Annotated in this window: 26 protein-coding genes; all 26 read right to left on the reverse strand. The window is 51.1% G+C overall.

What is annotated here, in order from left to right:
- Window positions 1-184: 184 nt before the first annotated feature.
- Complete coding sequence (miaB, locus tag JQU52_RS00740; RefSeq protein ID WP_230339305.1) at window positions 185-1,513, reverse strand: tRNA (N6-isopentenyl adenosine(37)-C2)-methylthiotransferase MiaB; 1,329 nt, start codon at window positions 1,511-1,513, stop codon at window positions 185-187.
- 8 nt (window positions 1,514-1,521) lie between these two features.
- Complete coding sequence (locus JQU52_RS00745) at window positions 1,522-1,914, reverse strand: hypothetical protein (protein ID WP_230339306.1); 393 nt, start codon at window positions 1,912-1,914, stop codon at window positions 1,522-1,524.
- 153 nt (window positions 1,915-2,067) lie between these two features.
- Window positions 2,068-2,451 carry a 50S ribosomal protein L17 gene (gene rplQ, locus JQU52_RS00750; RefSeq protein ID WP_230339307.1) on the reverse strand — a complete coding sequence of 128 codons (384 nt, stop codon included), beginning with the start codon at window positions 2,449-2,451 and terminating at the stop codon, window positions 2,068-2,070.
- A gap of 19 nt (window positions 2,452-2,470) precedes the next feature.
- The gene (locus tag JQU52_RS00755; protein ID WP_230339308.1) at window positions 2,471-3,460 is read right to left on the reverse strand and encodes a DNA-directed RNA polymerase subunit alpha; all 990 of its coding nucleotides are present in this window, start codon (window positions 3,458-3,460) and stop codon (window positions 2,471-2,473) included.
- 24 nt (window positions 3,461-3,484) lie between these two features.
- Window positions 3,485-4,105 carry a 30S ribosomal protein S4 gene (gene rpsD, locus JQU52_RS00760; protein ID WP_230339309.1) on the reverse strand — a complete coding sequence of 207 codons (621 nt, stop codon included), beginning with the start codon at window positions 4,103-4,105 and terminating at the stop codon, window positions 3,485-3,487.
- Between the two features lie 17 nt (window positions 4,106-4,122).
- Complete coding sequence (gene rpsK / locus JQU52_RS00765) at window positions 4,123-4,515, reverse strand: 30S ribosomal protein S11 (RefSeq protein ID WP_230339310.1); 393 nt, start codon at window positions 4,513-4,515, stop codon at window positions 4,123-4,125.
- 18 nt (window positions 4,516-4,533) lie between these two features.
- Window positions 4,534-4,896 (reverse strand): 30S ribosomal protein S13, encoded by a 363-nt coding sequence (gene rpsM, locus JQU52_RS00770; RefSeq protein ID WP_230339311.1) that lies wholly within the window; start codon window positions 4,894-4,896, stop codon window positions 4,534-4,536.
- 58 nt (window positions 4,897-4,954) lie between these two features.
- Window positions 4,955-5,068: a 50S ribosomal protein L36 gene (gene rpmJ, locus JQU52_RS00775; RefSeq protein ID WP_003697674.1), complete on the reverse strand. Its 114-nt coding sequence runs from the start codon at window positions 5,066-5,068 to the stop codon at window positions 4,955-4,957.
- Between the two features lie 20 nt (window positions 5,069-5,088).
- Window positions 5,089-5,307, reverse strand: coding sequence for a translation initiation factor IF-1 (infA, locus tag JQU52_RS00780; protein WP_037585332.1), 219 nt, complete (start codon window positions 5,305-5,307; stop codon window positions 5,089-5,091).
- A gap of 4 nt (window positions 5,308-5,311) precedes the next feature.
- Window positions 5,312-6,625, reverse strand: a complete 1,314-nt coding sequence (gene secY / locus JQU52_RS00785) for a preprotein translocase subunit SecY (protein ID WP_230339312.1) — start codon at window positions 6,623-6,625, stop codon at window positions 5,312-5,314.
- Between the two features lie 13 nt (window positions 6,626-6,638).
- On the reverse strand, window positions 6,639-7,073 hold the full coding sequence (rplO, locus tag JQU52_RS00790; protein WP_230339313.1) for a 50S ribosomal protein L15: 435 nt from the start codon (window positions 7,071-7,073) through the stop codon (window positions 6,639-6,641).
- 1 nt (window position 7,074) lies between these two features.
- Window positions 7,075-7,260 carry a 50S ribosomal protein L30 gene (gene rpmD, locus JQU52_RS00795; protein WP_230339314.1) on the reverse strand — a complete coding sequence of 62 codons (186 nt, stop codon included), beginning with the start codon at window positions 7,258-7,260 and terminating at the stop codon, window positions 7,075-7,077.
- Window positions 7,253-7,771, reverse strand: coding sequence for a 30S ribosomal protein S5 (gene rpsE / locus JQU52_RS00800; RefSeq protein ID WP_230339315.1), 519 nt, complete (start codon window positions 7,769-7,771; stop codon window positions 7,253-7,255). Before rpsE ends, rpmD begins: the two co-directional genes overlap by 8 nt.
- A gap of 21 nt (window positions 7,772-7,792) precedes the next feature.
- Entirely contained in the window at window positions 7,793-8,146 is a 354-nt protein-coding gene (gene rplR / locus JQU52_RS00805; RefSeq protein ID WP_230339316.1) for a 50S ribosomal protein L18, read from the reverse strand.
- Between the two features lie 13 nt (window positions 8,147-8,159).
- Window positions 8,160-8,693 carry a 50S ribosomal protein L6 gene (gene rplF, locus JQU52_RS00810; RefSeq protein ID WP_230339317.1) on the reverse strand — a complete coding sequence of 178 codons (534 nt, stop codon included), beginning with the start codon at window positions 8,691-8,693 and terminating at the stop codon, window positions 8,160-8,162.
- A 10-nt stretch (window positions 8,694-8,703) separates the two neighbouring features.
- Window positions 8,704-9,096: a 30S ribosomal protein S8 gene (rpsH, locus tag JQU52_RS00815; protein WP_230339318.1), complete on the reverse strand. Its 393-nt coding sequence runs from the start codon at window positions 9,094-9,096 to the stop codon at window positions 8,704-8,706.
- 13 nt (window positions 9,097-9,109) lie between these two features.
- Window positions 9,110-9,415, reverse strand: coding sequence for a 30S ribosomal protein S14 (gene rpsN / locus JQU52_RS00820; RefSeq protein WP_230339319.1), 306 nt, complete (start codon window positions 9,413-9,415; stop codon window positions 9,110-9,112).
- 2 nt (window positions 9,416-9,417) lie between these two features.
- The gene (gene rplE, locus JQU52_RS00825) at window positions 9,418-9,957 is read right to left on the reverse strand and encodes a 50S ribosomal protein L5 (protein ID WP_230339320.1); all 540 of its coding nucleotides are present in this window, start codon (window positions 9,955-9,957) and stop codon (window positions 9,418-9,420) included.
- A gap of 9 nt (window positions 9,958-9,966) precedes the next feature.
- Window positions 9,967-10,290 carry a 50S ribosomal protein L24 gene (rplX, locus tag JQU52_RS00830; protein WP_230339321.1) on the reverse strand — a complete coding sequence of 108 codons (324 nt, stop codon included), beginning with the start codon at window positions 10,288-10,290 and terminating at the stop codon, window positions 9,967-9,969.
- A gap of 11 nt (window positions 10,291-10,301) precedes the next feature.
- A complete protein-coding gene (gene rplN / locus JQU52_RS00835; RefSeq protein WP_230339322.1) occupies window positions 10,302-10,670 on the reverse strand; it encodes a 50S ribosomal protein L14 in 369 nt (122 codons plus the stop codon).
- Between the two features lie 236 nt (window positions 10,671-10,906).
- Window positions 10,907-11,170, reverse strand: coding sequence for a 30S ribosomal protein S17 (gene rpsQ / locus JQU52_RS00840; RefSeq protein ID WP_230339323.1), 264 nt, complete (start codon window positions 11,168-11,170; stop codon window positions 10,907-10,909).
- On the reverse strand, window positions 11,170-11,361 hold the full coding sequence (gene rpmC, locus JQU52_RS00845) for a 50S ribosomal protein L29 (RefSeq protein WP_230339324.1): 192 nt from the start codon (window positions 11,359-11,361) through the stop codon (window positions 11,170-11,172). Before rpmC ends, rpsQ begins: the two co-directional genes overlap by 1 nt.
- Window positions 11,361-11,777, reverse strand: a complete 417-nt coding sequence (rplP, locus tag JQU52_RS00850; RefSeq protein WP_230339325.1) for a 50S ribosomal protein L16 — start codon at window positions 11,775-11,777, stop codon at window positions 11,361-11,363. Before rplP ends, rpmC begins: the two co-directional genes overlap by 1 nt.
- Complete coding sequence (rpsC, locus tag JQU52_RS00855; protein ID WP_230339326.1) at window positions 11,761-12,462, reverse strand: 30S ribosomal protein S3; 702 nt, start codon at window positions 12,460-12,462, stop codon at window positions 11,761-11,763. The genes rplP and rpsC overlap by 17 nt, the downstream gene beginning before the upstream one ends.
- 9 nt (window positions 12,463-12,471) lie before the next feature.
- Window positions 12,472-12,801, reverse strand: a complete 330-nt coding sequence (gene rplV / locus JQU52_RS00860; protein ID WP_230339327.1) for a 50S ribosomal protein L22 — start codon at window positions 12,799-12,801, stop codon at window positions 12,472-12,474.
- 10 nt (window positions 12,802-12,811) lie between these two features.
- Complete coding sequence (gene rpsS / locus JQU52_RS00865; protein WP_003707141.1) at window positions 12,812-13,090, reverse strand: 30S ribosomal protein S19; 279 nt, start codon at window positions 13,088-13,090, stop codon at window positions 12,812-12,814.

Genomic DNA, 13,090 nt, shown 5'->3' on the forward strand with positions numbered 1-13,090 from the left:
ACGCAACGGGGGATACTGAGGCTGCCGGAAAGCAATCTATAGTGAATTAAATTTGAATCAAGACAAGGCGGAGAGCTGCAGACAGTACGGAACAGAGTTTGTTGGCGCGCCTACGCCTTACAAAATCGTTCGCTTTGCGCTAAGGCGAGCCAACGCAGTATTGGTTCAAATTTAATTTACTATATTAAGCCAAATCGGCCATTTCACCACGCAAAGAAAAGGTGTAGGCATCGGTGATACGCAAGTCCACCATCTCTTTAATCAAGCGCGGGTGGCCGCTGAAGTTGACCACGCGGTTGTTGGCGGTGCGTGCTTGTAGTTGGTCGGGGTCTTTTTTCGACACACCTTCCACCAAGCAGCGCTGCACGGTGCCCACCATGGTTTGGTTGATGCGTGCCGTTTCGGCTTTGATAACTTCGTTCAACGCTTCCAGACGGCGCACTTTTTCTGCCTGCGGTGTGTCGTCGGGCAGATTGGCCGCTGGGGTACCTGGGCGCGGGCTATAGATAAACACAAAGCTCAAATCAAAGGCAATGTCTTGAACCAGCTTGAGGGTTTGCGCAAATTCCTGCTCGGTTTCACCGGGAAAACCGACGATAAAGTCGGAGCTTAAGCACAAATCGGGGCGGATGGCACGCAATTTGCGGATAATCGATTTGTATTCCAACGCGGTATAGCCGCGCTTCATGGCGCTGAGTACGCGGTCGGAGCCGGATTGAATCGGCAAATGCAGATGCGATACCAGCTTGGGCAGGTCGCGGTAGCATTCGATAATGGCATCGGAAAATTCACGCGGGTGGCTCGTGGTGAAGCGCAGGCGCTCAATACCGGGGATTTCATGCACGATGCGCAGCAAAGTGGCAAAATCGCATACTTCGCCCGCGCCCATATCGCCGCGATAGGCGTTCACATTTTGCCCCAATAAGTTGATTTCTTTCACACCTTGCTGCGCCAAATTGGCGATTTCGGTGAGCACGTCATCCAAAGGGCGCGAAAATTCTTCGCCGCGGGTGTAAGGCACCACACAGAAGCTGCAATATTTGGAGCAGCCTTCCATAATCGACACAAAAGCCGAGCCGCCTTCGGTGCGCGCGGGCGGCAAATGGTCGAATTTTTCGATTTCCGGAAACGAAATATCCACTTGCGCCAAGCCGGTGGTTTCCTTATCCACAATCATTTGCGGCAGCCGGTGCAGGGTTTGCGGGCCGAATACCACGTCTACATAAGGCGCCCGTTTCACAATCGCTTCGCCCTCTTGCGAAGCCACACAGCCGCCCACGCCGATAATCAACTTGGGATTTTTCGCTTTGAGCGGACGCACACGCCCCAAGTCGGAAAACACCTTTTCCTGCGCTTTTTCACGCACCGAGCAGGTGTTGAACAAGATAATATCGGCCTCTTCGGGCGTGTCGGTTTGTTGCAGGTCTTCGCCTTCGGCCAGTACCGACAGCATTTTGTCGCTGTCGTATTCGTTCATCTGGCAGCCGAAGGTGCGGATAAATACTTTTTTCATGGTTTCACTTAACGTCGGGTTTCGATGCCTTTGGCGCGCATACGCAAAACTTCGCGCTCTTCGGCAGTGAGAATCCACAGCTCATCAATATTGTTGTTTTGGTCAAAACGGATGGCCACCGCTTGGCCGCTGTAGCCGGGCAAACGACCATACACTTCAAATAGATTTTGTTGATTGCGCACACGCACACCCGGCGCCAAGGTGTAGACCTTGCTGCCATCCAGCCAACCGGCGGTAAGAATACGCATCCAGCTCCAGCCATCATTGGCCAACACCACTTGCGGATAAGCCACCGATTTGAGCGTGGCCACGCGCATATTTTGCGGAATCATCCGCTGCGCCCACACGCTGCCACTGGCAGCCAGCAACACCATCAACACACACAAACGAAACAGTTTCATGGTTTTATTCCTTGATTGAACGGCGGCAAACGGCATCATTATACGCAACCGCAGCACGGCGCGGGCATTGGCTTTTCAGGCTGCCTGAAAACACAAGATTTCCACAAAACAAAACCAGCCCCAAGGCTGGTTTTGTAGTAAAGCATGGCGACCTTATTCGGCAGCCGCTTCAGTGGCTTCGGCTTTGTCCACCAGCTCCACCAATGCCAAAGGCGCATTGTCGCCTTGGCGGAAGCCGTATTTCAATACGCGAACATAACCACCGTTGCGTGCCGCAAAACGCGGACCCAACTCATCAAACAATTTCACCACCACATCGCGGTCGCGGGTGCGGTCAAATGCCAAGCGGCGGTTAGCCAAAGAGGGCTTTTTACCCAAAGTAATCAACGGCTCTACCACGCGGCGCAATTCCTTGGCTTTGGGCAAAGTGGTGACGATGGTTTCATGAGCCAACAAAGAGTTGGCCATGTTACGCAACATGGCAGCGCGGTGGCTGCTGGTGCGGTTTAATTTACGGTTACCATTACGATGACGCATGTCATTATCCTTTAAATCATCAAGCTTGTGGCTTTTCCAGGCTGGCCGGGGGCCAAGCTTCCAGTTTTGATCCCAGAGTCAGGCCTTTGGAAGCCAATACCTCTTTGATTTCGTTCAGAGACTTACGACCCAGATTCGGGGTTTTCAATAGCTCAGTCTCGGTACGTTGGATCAAATCGCCAATGTAGTAAATATCTTCAGCTTTCAAGCAGTTGGCTGAACGCACTGTCAATTCCAAATCGTCTACCGGGCGCAGCAAGATCGGGTCGATGGGTGGCTCTTTGTCTTCCACCACTTCCACCGGCGTGCCTTGCAAATCGGCAAAAATAGACATTTGATCAATCAAAATGCGTGCCGCATTGCGCACAGCTTCTTCCGGGTCGATGGCACCGTTGGTTTCGATGTCCAAAACCAAGCAGTCCAAGTCGGTGCGCTGTTCCACACGGGCGGGCTCAACCTCAAAACTCACACGGCTGATGGGCGAAAAGCTCGCATCCAGCTGAATGGCGCCGATGCGCTTGTGGTCATCTTTGTGTTTGCGACCGGCCACCGACTGATAGCCGCGGCCCAATTCCACTTTGATTTCCATCGCAATGCTGCCGTTATCCGACAAATGGCAGATAACATGGTCAGGATTGAGAATTTCCACATCGTGGGGCAATTCGATGTCGTTGGCTTTCACCACGCCGGCACCGGATTTTTTTAAGGTCAGCAAAACATCATGACGGCCGTGCAGCTTGAATACCACACCTTTGATGTTGAGCAGAATGTCGACAACATCCTCCTCAACACCGTCTACGGTAGAGTATTCGTGCAGCACGCCTTCGATGGCCACTTCAGTCGGCGCAAAACCATTCATTGATGACAGTAAGATACGACGCAAAGCATTACCCAAGGTATGGCCGAAGCCACGCTCAAACGGCTCCATAGACACTTTGGCGCGGGTAGCAGACAAAGCATCCACATCAATTTGACGCGGTTTTAAAAATTCGGATGTGCTGATTTGCATTAAACTGTCCTCATTTAACTGGCATTATTTAGAGTAAAACTCTACCACCAGCTGTTCATTGATATCACCGGTCAACTCAGCACGATCCGGCATGTTTTTAAACACGCCTTCCAATTTGCCGGCGTCCACAGACACCCAGCCGGGCAAACCGATTTGCGTAGCCAAACCCATGGCTTCTTGAATACGCACTTGTTTCTTGGCTTTCTCACGCACAGCCACCACATCACCGGATTTCACTTGGAAAGAAGGGATGTTTACCACTTGACCGTTTACGGTAATGGCTTTGTGGGATACCAGCTGACGCGCTTCAGCGCGGGTAGAGCCGTAGCCCATGCGGTATACCACGTTGTCCAAGCGGGATTCCAGCAATTGCAGCAGCAACTCGCCGGTAGAGCCTTTGCGGCGAGCCGCTTCGGCAAAGTAACGGCGGAACTGGCGCTCCAATACGCCGTAGATGCGGCGGATTTTTTGCTTTTCACGCAATTGCAAGCCGTAGTCAGACAGGCGCGGTTTTTTCGCACCATGCTGGCCGGGCGCAGAATCCAGTTTACACTTGGACTCCAAAGAGCGGCGGGCGCTCTTCAGAAACAAATCAGTGCCCTCACGACGGGCTAATTTACATTTCGGGCCGATATAACGTGCCATAAATCACTACTCCTGAATCAGATACGACGTTTTTTAGGCGGGCGACAACCGTTGTGTGGCAACGGAGTAACGTCGGTAATACTGGTAATCTTGAAACCAAGAGCGTTAAGCGCACGTACAGAAGACTCGCGACCGGGGCCCGGACCTTTAATGCGAACTTCCAAATTTTTGACGCCATACTCTTGGGCAACTTTACCAGCTGCTTCTGCCGCTACTTGTGCGGCAAACGGTGTGCTCTTACGCGAACCCTTAAAACCGGCGCCGCCTGAGGTAGCCCAAGATAATGCATTGCCTTGGCGGTCGGTAATGGTAATGATGGTATTGTTAAAAGATGCATGTACATGCACAATACCTTCACTTACGGTTTTGCGTACTTTCTTGCGCACACGTGCTGTGTTTGCTTTAGCCATTAAATCAATTCCTTAAGTTTATTTCTTACCTGCAATCGCCTTGCGCGGACCTTTACGGGTACGGGCATTGGTGCGGGTACGCTGACCACGGCACGGCAGGCCGCGACGGTGGCGCAGGCCACGGTAACAACCCATGTCCATCAAACGCTTGATGTTCATGGTTACTTCACGACGCAAATCACCTTCTACTTCAAACTTGGCAACTTGTTCACGCAAAGCATCCAGCTGGGTCTCATCCAAATCTTTTACTTTGGTGCTCGGTACGATACCGGCAGCCTCGCAAATCAATTTGGCACGAGTAGCGCCAATACCGAAAATGGCTTGCAGGCCAATCACGATATGGGCGTTGTTGGGGATATTCACCCCTGCAATACGAGCCATATTTTTTCCTCAGGACAAAAGTCTGCCACTATAACACACAAAAGCTGATTGCTACAACTCAGCCTTGGCGTTGTTTGTGACGGGGGTCAGTACAAATCACACGCACCACGCGGTTGCGGCGAATGATTTTGCAATTACGGCAAATTTTCTTTACCGAAGGTTGAACGCGCATAATGTTTCCTTTCTAGTCATTTAGCGGGCGCGGAAAACGATGCGGGCACGCGACAAATCATAAGGTGTTAATTCCACAGTTACTTTGTCGCCCGGAGAAATGCGGATGTAGTGCATGCGCATTTTGCCGGAAATGTGCCCCAAAACGACATGATCGTTTTCCAGCTTCACTTTAAATGTTGCATTTGGCAGGGTCTCCAAAATTTCGCCCTGCATCTGTATGGTGTCTTCTTTAGCCATAGTATTAACGACGTGATAATGATTTCATAGCAGAGCGCTTCATCAAATGCTCATACTGATGACTCATCATATAAGAAGCGATCTGGGTTCTAAAGTCTATGGTCACCACCACCAAAATCAGCAGTGAAGTGCCACCCAAGTAAAACGGTACATTGAGCGCAGACGTCAGAATCTCCGGAATCAAACACACAATGGCAATATAGATTGCACCCCAGAAAGTCAAACGCAACACCACTTTTTCCAAATAGCGGCTGGTTTGTTCGCCCGGGCGGATGCCCGGTACGAAAGCACCGCTCTTTTTCAGGTTCTCCGCCATTTCGCGCGGGCTGAAAACCAGCGCCGTATAAAAATAACAAAAGAAAATGATGGTGGTGGCAAACAGCAAGATGTACACCGGCTGGCCGTGTTGCAAATAGCCGGCCATGCGTTGCAACCAGCCGTCGTGGTTGGCAGCGCCAAACCAGCTCAACAGCGTGGAGGGGAACAAGATAATGCTGGAAGCAAAAATCGGCGGAATCACACCGGCCATGTTCAGCTTAAACGGCATGTGCGTGCTTTGCCCCTGCATCAAGCGGTTGCCCACTTGACGTTTGGCATACTGCACCGGCACCTTGCGTTGCGCCGTTTCGATGTAGACCACGGCATAAATCAATGCCAGCGCACCAACAATAATCGCCAATGCCATCAAATAGCTGATGGAGCCTTGGCTGGTTAAAGTCAGCAAACGGCCAATACCGGAAGGCATGCTGGCCGCAATACCGGCGGTGATGATTAAGGAAATGCCGTTGCCGATGCCGCGCTCGGTGATTTGCTCACCCAGCCACATCAGGAACATGGTACCCGTCACCAAACAAATCACCGTAGAGGCAAAAAACTCAACTTGACTGGAAACCACCACACCTTGCTGGTACACAAAGGCAGCCGCTCCAAAACTTTGCAGCGTGGCCAGTAAAACCGTGCCGTAGCGCGTATATTTGGTTAATACACGCTTGCCCGCTTCGCCCTCTTTTTTCAAGGCCTTCAGCGAGGGCACCATTTCGGAAGCCAGCTGCACAATAATGGAGGCGGAAATGTACGGCATAATGCCAATGGCAAAAATGCTGAACCGTTCCAAAGAGCCGCCGGAGAACATATTGAGCATGCCCAAAATGCCGCCGCCGGCGCTTTCGTACAATTTGGCCAACGCAGCCGCATCCACACCCGGAACCGGAATGTGTGCACCGATGCGAAATACCAGCAACGCACCCAGCAAAAATAACAAACGATTTTTTAAATCACCGAACTTTGCAAGCCCTGTTGCGGATTGTTGATTAGCCACTTTGTCTATTGCCTTATTCTGCTACTTTGCCACCGGCAGCTTCAATGGCTTCTTTGGCACCTTTGGTGGCCTTGATACCATTTAACGTTACCGCTTTGTCAATGCTGCCTGAAGCGATGACTTTAACGTTTTGCGCGTTTGCCGGCACTAGGCCAGCTTGCTTCAGCACCAATACGTCAATTTCATCTACAGCCACATGCGCCAAATCGCTCAAACGCACTTCGGCGTTGAAAGCAGCGGTCATTGATTTGAAACCGCGTTTGGGCAAACGGCGTTGCAGCGGCATTTGACCGCCCTCAAAACCCACTTTGTGGAAACCGCCGGCACGGCTTTTTTGACCTTTATGGCCACGGCCGCCTGTTTTGCCTAGGCCGCTGCCAATGCCGCGACCCACGCGGCGGCGGGCGTGCTTGGCGCCCTCAGCCGGCTGAATGGTATTCAACAACATATCACTTCTCCACTTTCAAAAGGTAGCTAATCTTGTTGATCATGCCACGATTTTCGGGGGTATCCAGCACTTCAACCGTGTGTTCGCGACGACGCAAACCCAAGCCGCGTGCGCAAGCACGGTGTGCTTCAATGGTACCGATCAGGCTTTTAACCAAAGTTACTTTAATGGTTTTTTGCTCACTCATGACCTTCTCCCAAAATTTCAGCAACAGTCAGGCCGCGTTTGGCGGCAATGTCACCCGGGGTGTAGAGCTTGGCCAAGCCATCCAATGTTGCGCGAACAATATTGTAAGGATTGGTTGAGCCGTGTACTTTGGCAGAGATATTGTGCACGCCCATGGCGTCAAATACCAAGCGCATCGGGCCGCCGGCTTTCACACCGCTACCTTCTTTAGCAGGCTGCATAAATACCTTGGTGGCGCCGTGCTTGCCAATCACCTCGTGGTGAATGGTGCCGTTTTTCAGCGGCACTTTAATCATGTTGCGGCGCGCTTGATCCATTGCTTTTTGTACGGCAACCGGCACTTCTTTAGACTTGCCTTTACCCATACCGATGCGGCCATCGCCGTCACCGACCACAGTCAAAGCGGAGAACGCCATAATACGGCCGCCCTTAACCACTTTGGTCACACGGTTTACTGCCACCATCTTTTCGATCAGGCCGTCACCGCGTTCTTCAATTTCATGTTTTGCCATTTTTTGCTGTCTCCACAATTATTAGAAGCTCAAGCCGTTTTCACGGGCGGCTTCGGCCAAGGCTTTAACGCGACCATGGTATTGGAAACCTGAGCGGTCAAACGCCACGGTGTCAACACCGGCGGCTTTAGCCTTCTCTGCAATGCGCTTACCCACCAGCGTAGCGGCTTCAACGTTGCTGCCATGCTTGATGTTGGCGCGCACATCGGCTTCCAGCGTAGAGGCTTGCGCCAATACTTTGTCACCTTCGGCACTAATAACTTGGGCATAAATGTGATTATTGGTGCGGAATACACACAATCTCACTTTGTTCAAATCCGCGATTTTGGCACGGGTTTTACGTGCACGGCGGAGTCTTGCTGCGTTCTTATTCATCAGTGAGCCTCAATTATTTTTTCTTGGTTTCTTTCATCACCACGTGCTCGCCAACATAGCGTACGCCCTTGCCTTTGTAAGGCTCAGGCGGACGGAAGCCGCGAATTTCCGCAGCCACTTGACCTACGGCTTGCTTGTCCGCACCGGTAATGACGATTTCGGTTTGTGACGGCGTTGCCGCAGCCACACCTTCCGGCAATGCATACACCACCGGATGGGAGAAACCCAAAGAAAGGTTCAAGGTTTGACCTTGCGCTTGGGCACGATAGCCCACGCCGATCAATTGCAGTTTTTTCTCAAAGCCTTCGGACACGCCTTTAACCATATTATTCACCAAAGCGCGAACAGTACCGGATAAAGCATTGGCGCGGGCGCTGCTGTCGGCAGCGGCAAAGGTAATCTGGCCATCTTCCAGAGCAACCTTTACTTCTTGGTGCAAAGGCATAGACAATTCGCCATTTTTGCCTTTAACCGTCAAAGACTCTGTTCCAAATTTTACTTCTACGCCAGCAGGAACAGTCACTGGATTCTTAGCTACGCGAGACATAGTTCCCTCCTTAGGCAACCACGCACAACAACTCGCCGCCTACGCCGTTTGCACGGGCTTTGCGGTCGGTCATCACGCCTTTGGATGTGCTGACAATAACAACACCCAGACCGTTCATCACAGTGGGGATGTCACTCGAACCTTTATAAACGCGCAAGCCCGGACGGGATACACGTTGGATTCGTTCGATTACCGGGCGACCGGCGTAATACTTCAATTGAATTTCCAATGTCGCTTTGGCTTCGGTTGAAACAGAGAAGTCTTCAACATAGCCTTCTTCTTTCAACACTTTCGCAATGGCCACTTTCAATTTAGAAGACGGCATAGCAACAGAAGCTTTATTCGCACGCTGGGCGTTGCGAATACGGGTCAACATATCGGAAATAGGATCATGCATACTCATTGTTTTTCTCCTATTACCAAGAGGCTTTGATCACGCCCGGAATCTCACCACGCATGGCGATTTCACGGATTTTAGTGCGACCCAAACCAAATTTACGGAAGGTACCACGCGGACGGCCAGTCAAGGCGCAACGGCGGCGTTGACGAACAGGCGCAGCATTGCGCGGAATGGCCTGCAATTGCAAGCGCGCTTCAAAACGGGCTTCTTCGGTTGCAGAAGCGTCGTTGATGACCGCAAAAATGGCAGCGCGTTTGGCGGCGTATTTTTGCGCCAAAGCAACACGTTTCAATTCGCGATTAATAAGTGCTTTCTTAGCCATAATTAACCCTTAAACGGAAATTTGAACAAAGACAGCAGCGCCTTGGCTTCTGCATCAGTCTTAGCGGTAGTGGTGATGGTGATGTTCAAACCACGCAACGCATCAATTTTATCGTACTCAATTTCCGGGAAAATGATTTGCTCACGCACACCCATATTGTAGTTACCGCGGCCATCGAAAGACTTGCCGTTCACACCGCGAAAGTCGCGCACGCGCGGCAGGGCGATGGTAACCAAACGGTCCAGAAATTCAAACATACGGTCGCGGCGCAAAGTGACTTTGCAGCCAATCGGGTAGTTGTCGCGGATTTTAAAGCCAGCAATGGATTTGCGGGCTACGGTTACCACCGGTTTTTGACCGGCAATTTTTTCTAGGTCGGCCACGGCGTGATCCATCACTTTTTTATCGGCAACGGCTTCGCCGACGCCCATATTCAAGGTGATTTTTTCGATGCGCGGCACTTCCATAATGGATTTGTAACCGAATTGCTTCATCAGCTCAGGTACAACTGTGCTGGTATAGAAATCTTTTAAACGAGCCATGTTTATTCCTTACGCTCCTACGGCAGCGCCGGTGGATTTGAAGAAACGGCTGCGAACGGCTTTGCCATCCACCACTTCTACTTTAATGCCCACACGGTCAGCTTTTTGGGTTTCCGGATTGAAGATGGCAATATTGGAGATATCCAACGGCATGCTTTTGGTCACTACGCCGCCTTCAATACCGCGCATCGGGTTGGGTTTTTGATGGCGTTTTACTTGATTCACGCCTTCAACCACCACTTTGTCACCCAATAAGCGCACTACCTGGCCTTTTTTGCCTTTATCTTTACCGGCAATAACGATCACCTGATCGCCAGTTTTAATTTTTTTCATCGCAACCTCTCTTACAGCACTTCAGGAGCCAATGAAACGATTTTCATAAATCGCTCATTACGCAGCTCGCGGGTTACCGGGCCGAAAATACGGGTGCCAATCGGCTCAAGTTTGTTGTTCAACAATACCGCGGCATTGTTGTCAAACTTGATCAAGGCACCATCGGGGCGGCGAACGCCTTTGGCGGTACGCACAACCACAGCACTGTATACATCGCCTTTTTTCACGCGGCCACGCGGCGCAGCGTCTTTTACGGCCACTTTAATGATGTCGCCCACAGATGCGTAGCGACGCTTGGATCCGCCCAAAACTTTGATGCACATTACACGGCGCGCACCAGAGTTGTCAGCCACATCCAAGATGGTCTGCATTTGAATCATGTTAATACCTTTAAATAGTCCAACTTAATTTACCGTTTTCAGGCAGCCTGTATTGCTTGATGCTGCCTGAAACCGCTTACGGTTCTAGTAAACCAGTCTTGGGTCCCGAAGGGAGAATGCATCGCCTTGAAAGCGGTGCATCTTTCAAGAATCTGAAAGATAAGAAACGAAGTTTACAGCCAATTACTTATTGCTGCAAGACTTCGTTTCCAAAATACACGTTTTATGTGGTGAAACTACACCAAGCGTGCTTTTTCTACCAATTCAGTAACCACCCAAGATTTGGTTTTGGACAGCGGGCGGGTTTCAGCAATCACCACCACATCGCCGATGCCGTATTGGTTTTGCTCGTCGTGGGCGTGCACTTTGCTGGAACGGCGGATTACTTTGCCGTATAGCGGATGCTTCACTTTGCGCTCAACCAGAACGGTTACGGTTTTGTCCATTTTGTCGCTAACCACTTTGCCTTGCAAAGTGCGTACAGTTTTGGCTTCACTCATTATTCACCATCCTTCTGGCTTAAAATGGTTTTAACACGAGCAATATCACGACGCACTTTTTTCAGCTCACTGTTGTTACCCAGCTGGCCGGTGGCGTGCTGCATACGCAAACCAAACTGCGCTTTCAACAGGCCAACCAGTTCTTCGTTCAACTGCTCAACAGATTTGTCTTTCAATTCACTGGTTTTCATTATTGACCTACCTGTCTTTTCACAAATGTGGTCGCAATCGGCAGTTTGGCTGCGGCCAGCTCAAAGGCTTCGCGCGCCAAAGATTCGGCCACACCGTCCATTTCGTACAATACTTTGCCCGGCTGGATTTCGGCAACATAGTATTCCACCGAACCTTTACCGCCACCCATACGTACTTGGATGGGTTTTTCGGTAATCGGTTTGTCGGGGAACACGCGAATCCAAATGCGGCCGCCACGTTTGATGTGACGGGTCATGGCACGACGTGCCGCTTCAATCTGACGGGCGGTCAAGCGACCGCGACCCACTGCTTTCAGACCAAAATCACCAAAGCTAACATTATTACCGCGTGTAGCAATGCCGGTATTGCGGCCTTTGTGCTGCTTGCGGTATTTCATTCTAGTTGGCTGCAGCATTTCGACCACCTGCCTTTCTGTGTTTCTTCTCTTGTTCCGGCTTGGCTTGGATTTCGCCCGGAGTGAACTCACCCTTGTAAACCCAAACTTTGATGCCGATGATGCCGTAAGTGGTTTTGGCTTCGCTGGTGGCGTAGTCCACATTGGCGCGCAAAGTGTGCAAAGGCACGCGACCTTCGCGGTACCATTCGCTGCGGGCAATGTCGATGCCGTTCAGGCGGCCTGAAGACATGATTTTGATGCCTTTAGCACCCACACGCATGGCGTTTTGCATGGCGCGTTTCATGGCGCGGCGGAACATCACGCGTTTTTCCAGCTGGGAAGCGATGTTGTCGGCAATGATTTGCGCATCGATTTCCGGCTTGCGGATTTCTTCGATGTTTACATGCACCGGCACACCCATCAGGGCTTGCAGATCGCGTTTCAACACTTCAATGTCTTCGCCTTTACGGCCAATCACCACACCCGGACGGGCGCTGTGAATGGTGATGCGGGCAGACTTGGCCGGACGCTCGATAACCACGCGGCCAACAGAAGCAGCAGCCAAGCGCTTACGCAAGAATTCACGCACTTCGATGTCTTGTTTCAAAACAGTGGCAAAGTCACCGCTTTTGGCAAACCATTTGGAAGACCAATCTTTATTAACCGCCAGGCGAAAGCCTGTAGGATGGATTTTTTGTCCCATAGCTTTTCCTTAGTTGCCCACTGTCACATTGATGTGACAAGTTTGTTTTTCGATGCGGTTGCCGCGGCCTTTGGCACGAGCTTGAAAACGTTTCAGGCTGGGGCCTTTGTCCACAAATACGGTAACCACTTTCAGTTCGTCGATATCCGCACCTTCGTTGTGCTCGGCATTAGCCACAGCAGACTCCAGTACTTTCTTGATCAACTCAGCGCCTTTTTTGGGGCTGAAGGCCAAGATATTCAACGCTTGGGCAATGTTTTTGCCGCGAATCTGATCTGCCACCAAACGTGCTTTTTGGGCAGAAATACGGGCATTTTTATGTTGCGCACTAACTCTCATGTCTTATCCCTTATTTTTTCTTGGCCTTCTTATCAGCCAAGTGGCCTTTGAAGGTGCGGGTCAATGAGAACTCACCCAATTTGTGGCCAACCATGTTGTCGCTCACAAATACCGGCACGTGGGTGCGGCCATTGTGTACGGCGATGGTTAAGCCGATGAAATCGGGCAGAATGGTGGAACGACGCGACCAGGTTTTAATCGGGCGCTTGTCGTTGCTGGCGCGAGCGGCATCCACTTTTTTAAGCAAATGCAGGTCGACATATGGGCCTTTTTTTAATGAACGAGCCAT

Origin of the sequence: Paralysiella testudinis, from assembly GCF_016894345.1 — a bacterium.
Taxonomy (GTDB): Bacteria; Pseudomonadota; Gammaproteobacteria; order Burkholderiales; family Neisseriaceae; genus Paralysiella; species Paralysiella testudinis.

What these genes read in the sequence shown, in the direction of transcription:
- miaB (WP_230339305.1), bottom strand. Translation starts at nt 1,513, where the DNA reads ATGAAAAAAGTATTTATCCGCACCTTCGGCTGCCAGATGAACGAATAC.
- JQU52_RS00745 (WP_230339306.1), bottom strand. Translation starts at nt 1,914, where the DNA reads ATGAAACTGTTTCGTTTGTGTGTGTTGATGGTGTTGCTGGCTGCCAGT.
- rplQ (WP_230339307.1), bottom strand. Translation starts at nt 2,451, where the DNA reads ATGCGTCATCGTAATGGTAACCGTAAATTAAACCGCACCAGCAGCCAC.
- JQU52_RS00755 (WP_230339308.1), bottom strand. Translation starts at nt 3,460, where the DNA reads ATGCAAATCAGCACATCCGAATTTTTAAAACCGCGTCAAATTGATGTG.
- rpsD (WP_230339309.1), bottom strand. Translation starts at nt 4,105, where the DNA reads ATGGCACGTTATATCGGCCCGAAATGTAAATTAGCCCGTCGTGAGGGC.
- rpsK (WP_230339310.1), bottom strand. Translation starts at nt 4,515, where the DNA reads ATGGCTAAAGCAAACACAGCACGTGTGCGCAAGAAAGTACGCAAAACC.
- rpsM (WP_230339311.1), bottom strand. Translation starts at nt 4,896, where the DNA reads ATGGCTCGTATTGCAGGGGTGAATATCCCCAACAACGCCCATATCGTG.
- rpmJ (WP_003697674.1), bottom strand. Translation starts at nt 5,068, where the DNA reads ATGCGCGTTCAACCTTCGGTAAAGAAAATTTGCCGTAATTGCAAAATC.
- infA (WP_037585332.1), bottom strand. Translation starts at nt 5,307, where the DNA reads ATGGCTAAAGAAGACACCATACAGATGCAGGGCGAAATTTTGGAGACC.
- rplO (WP_230339313.1), bottom strand. Translation starts at nt 7,073, where the DNA reads ATGTTGTTGAATACCATTCAGCCGGCTGAGGGCGCCAAGCACGCCCGC.
- rpmD (WP_230339314.1), bottom strand. Translation starts at nt 7,260, where the DNA reads ATGAGTGAGCAAAAAACCATTAAAGTAACTTTGGTTAAAAGCCTGATC.
- rpsE (WP_230339315.1), bottom strand. Translation starts at nt 7,771, where the DNA reads ATGGCAAAACATGAAATTGAAGAACGCGGTGACGGCCTGATCGAAAAG.
- rplR (WP_230339316.1), bottom strand. Translation starts at nt 8,146, where the DNA reads ATGAATAAGAACGCAGCAAGACTCCGCCGTGCACGTAAAACCCGTGCC.
- rplF (WP_230339317.1), bottom strand. Translation starts at nt 8,693, where the DNA reads ATGTCTCGCGTAGCTAAGAATCCAGTGACTGTTCCTGCTGGCGTAGAA.
- rpsH (WP_230339318.1), bottom strand. Translation starts at nt 9,096, where the DNA reads ATGAGTATGCATGATCCTATTTCCGATATGTTGACCCGTATTCGCAAC.
- rpsN (WP_230339319.1), bottom strand. Translation starts at nt 9,415, where the DNA reads ATGGCTAAGAAAGCACTTATTAATCGCGAATTGAAACGTGTTGCTTTG.
- rplE (WP_230339320.1), bottom strand. Translation starts at nt 9,957, where the DNA reads ATGGCTCGTTTAAAAGATTTCTATACCAGCACAGTTGTACCTGAGCTG.
- rplX (WP_230339321.1), bottom strand. Translation starts at nt 10,290, where the DNA reads ATGAAAAAAATTAAAACTGGCGATCAGGTGATCGTTATTGCCGGTAAA.
- rplN (WP_230339322.1), bottom strand. Translation starts at nt 10,670, where the DNA reads ATGATTCAAATGCAGACCATCTTGGATGTGGCTGACAACTCTGGTGCG.
- rpsQ (WP_230339323.1), bottom strand. Translation starts at nt 11,170, where the DNA reads ATGAGTGAAGCCAAAACTGTACGCACTTTGCAAGGCAAAGTGGTTAGC.
- rpmC (WP_230339324.1), bottom strand. Translation starts at nt 11,361, where the DNA reads ATGAAAACCAGTGAATTGAAAGACAAATCTGTTGAGCAGTTGAACGAA.
- rplP (WP_230339325.1), bottom strand. Translation starts at nt 11,777, where the DNA reads ATGCTGCAGCCAACTAGAATGAAATACCGCAAGCAGCACAAAGGCCGC.
- rpsC (WP_230339326.1), bottom strand. Translation starts at nt 12,462, where the DNA reads ATGGGACAAAAAATCCATCCTACAGGCTTTCGCCTGGCGGTTAATAAA.
- rplV (WP_230339327.1), bottom strand. Translation starts at nt 12,801, where the DNA reads ATGAGAGTTAGTGCGCAACATAAAAATGCCCGTATTTCTGCCCAAAAA.
- rpsS (WP_003707141.1), bottom strand. Translation starts at nt 13,090, where the DNA reads ATGGCTCGTTCATTAAAAAAAGGCCCATATGTCGACCTGCATTTGCTT.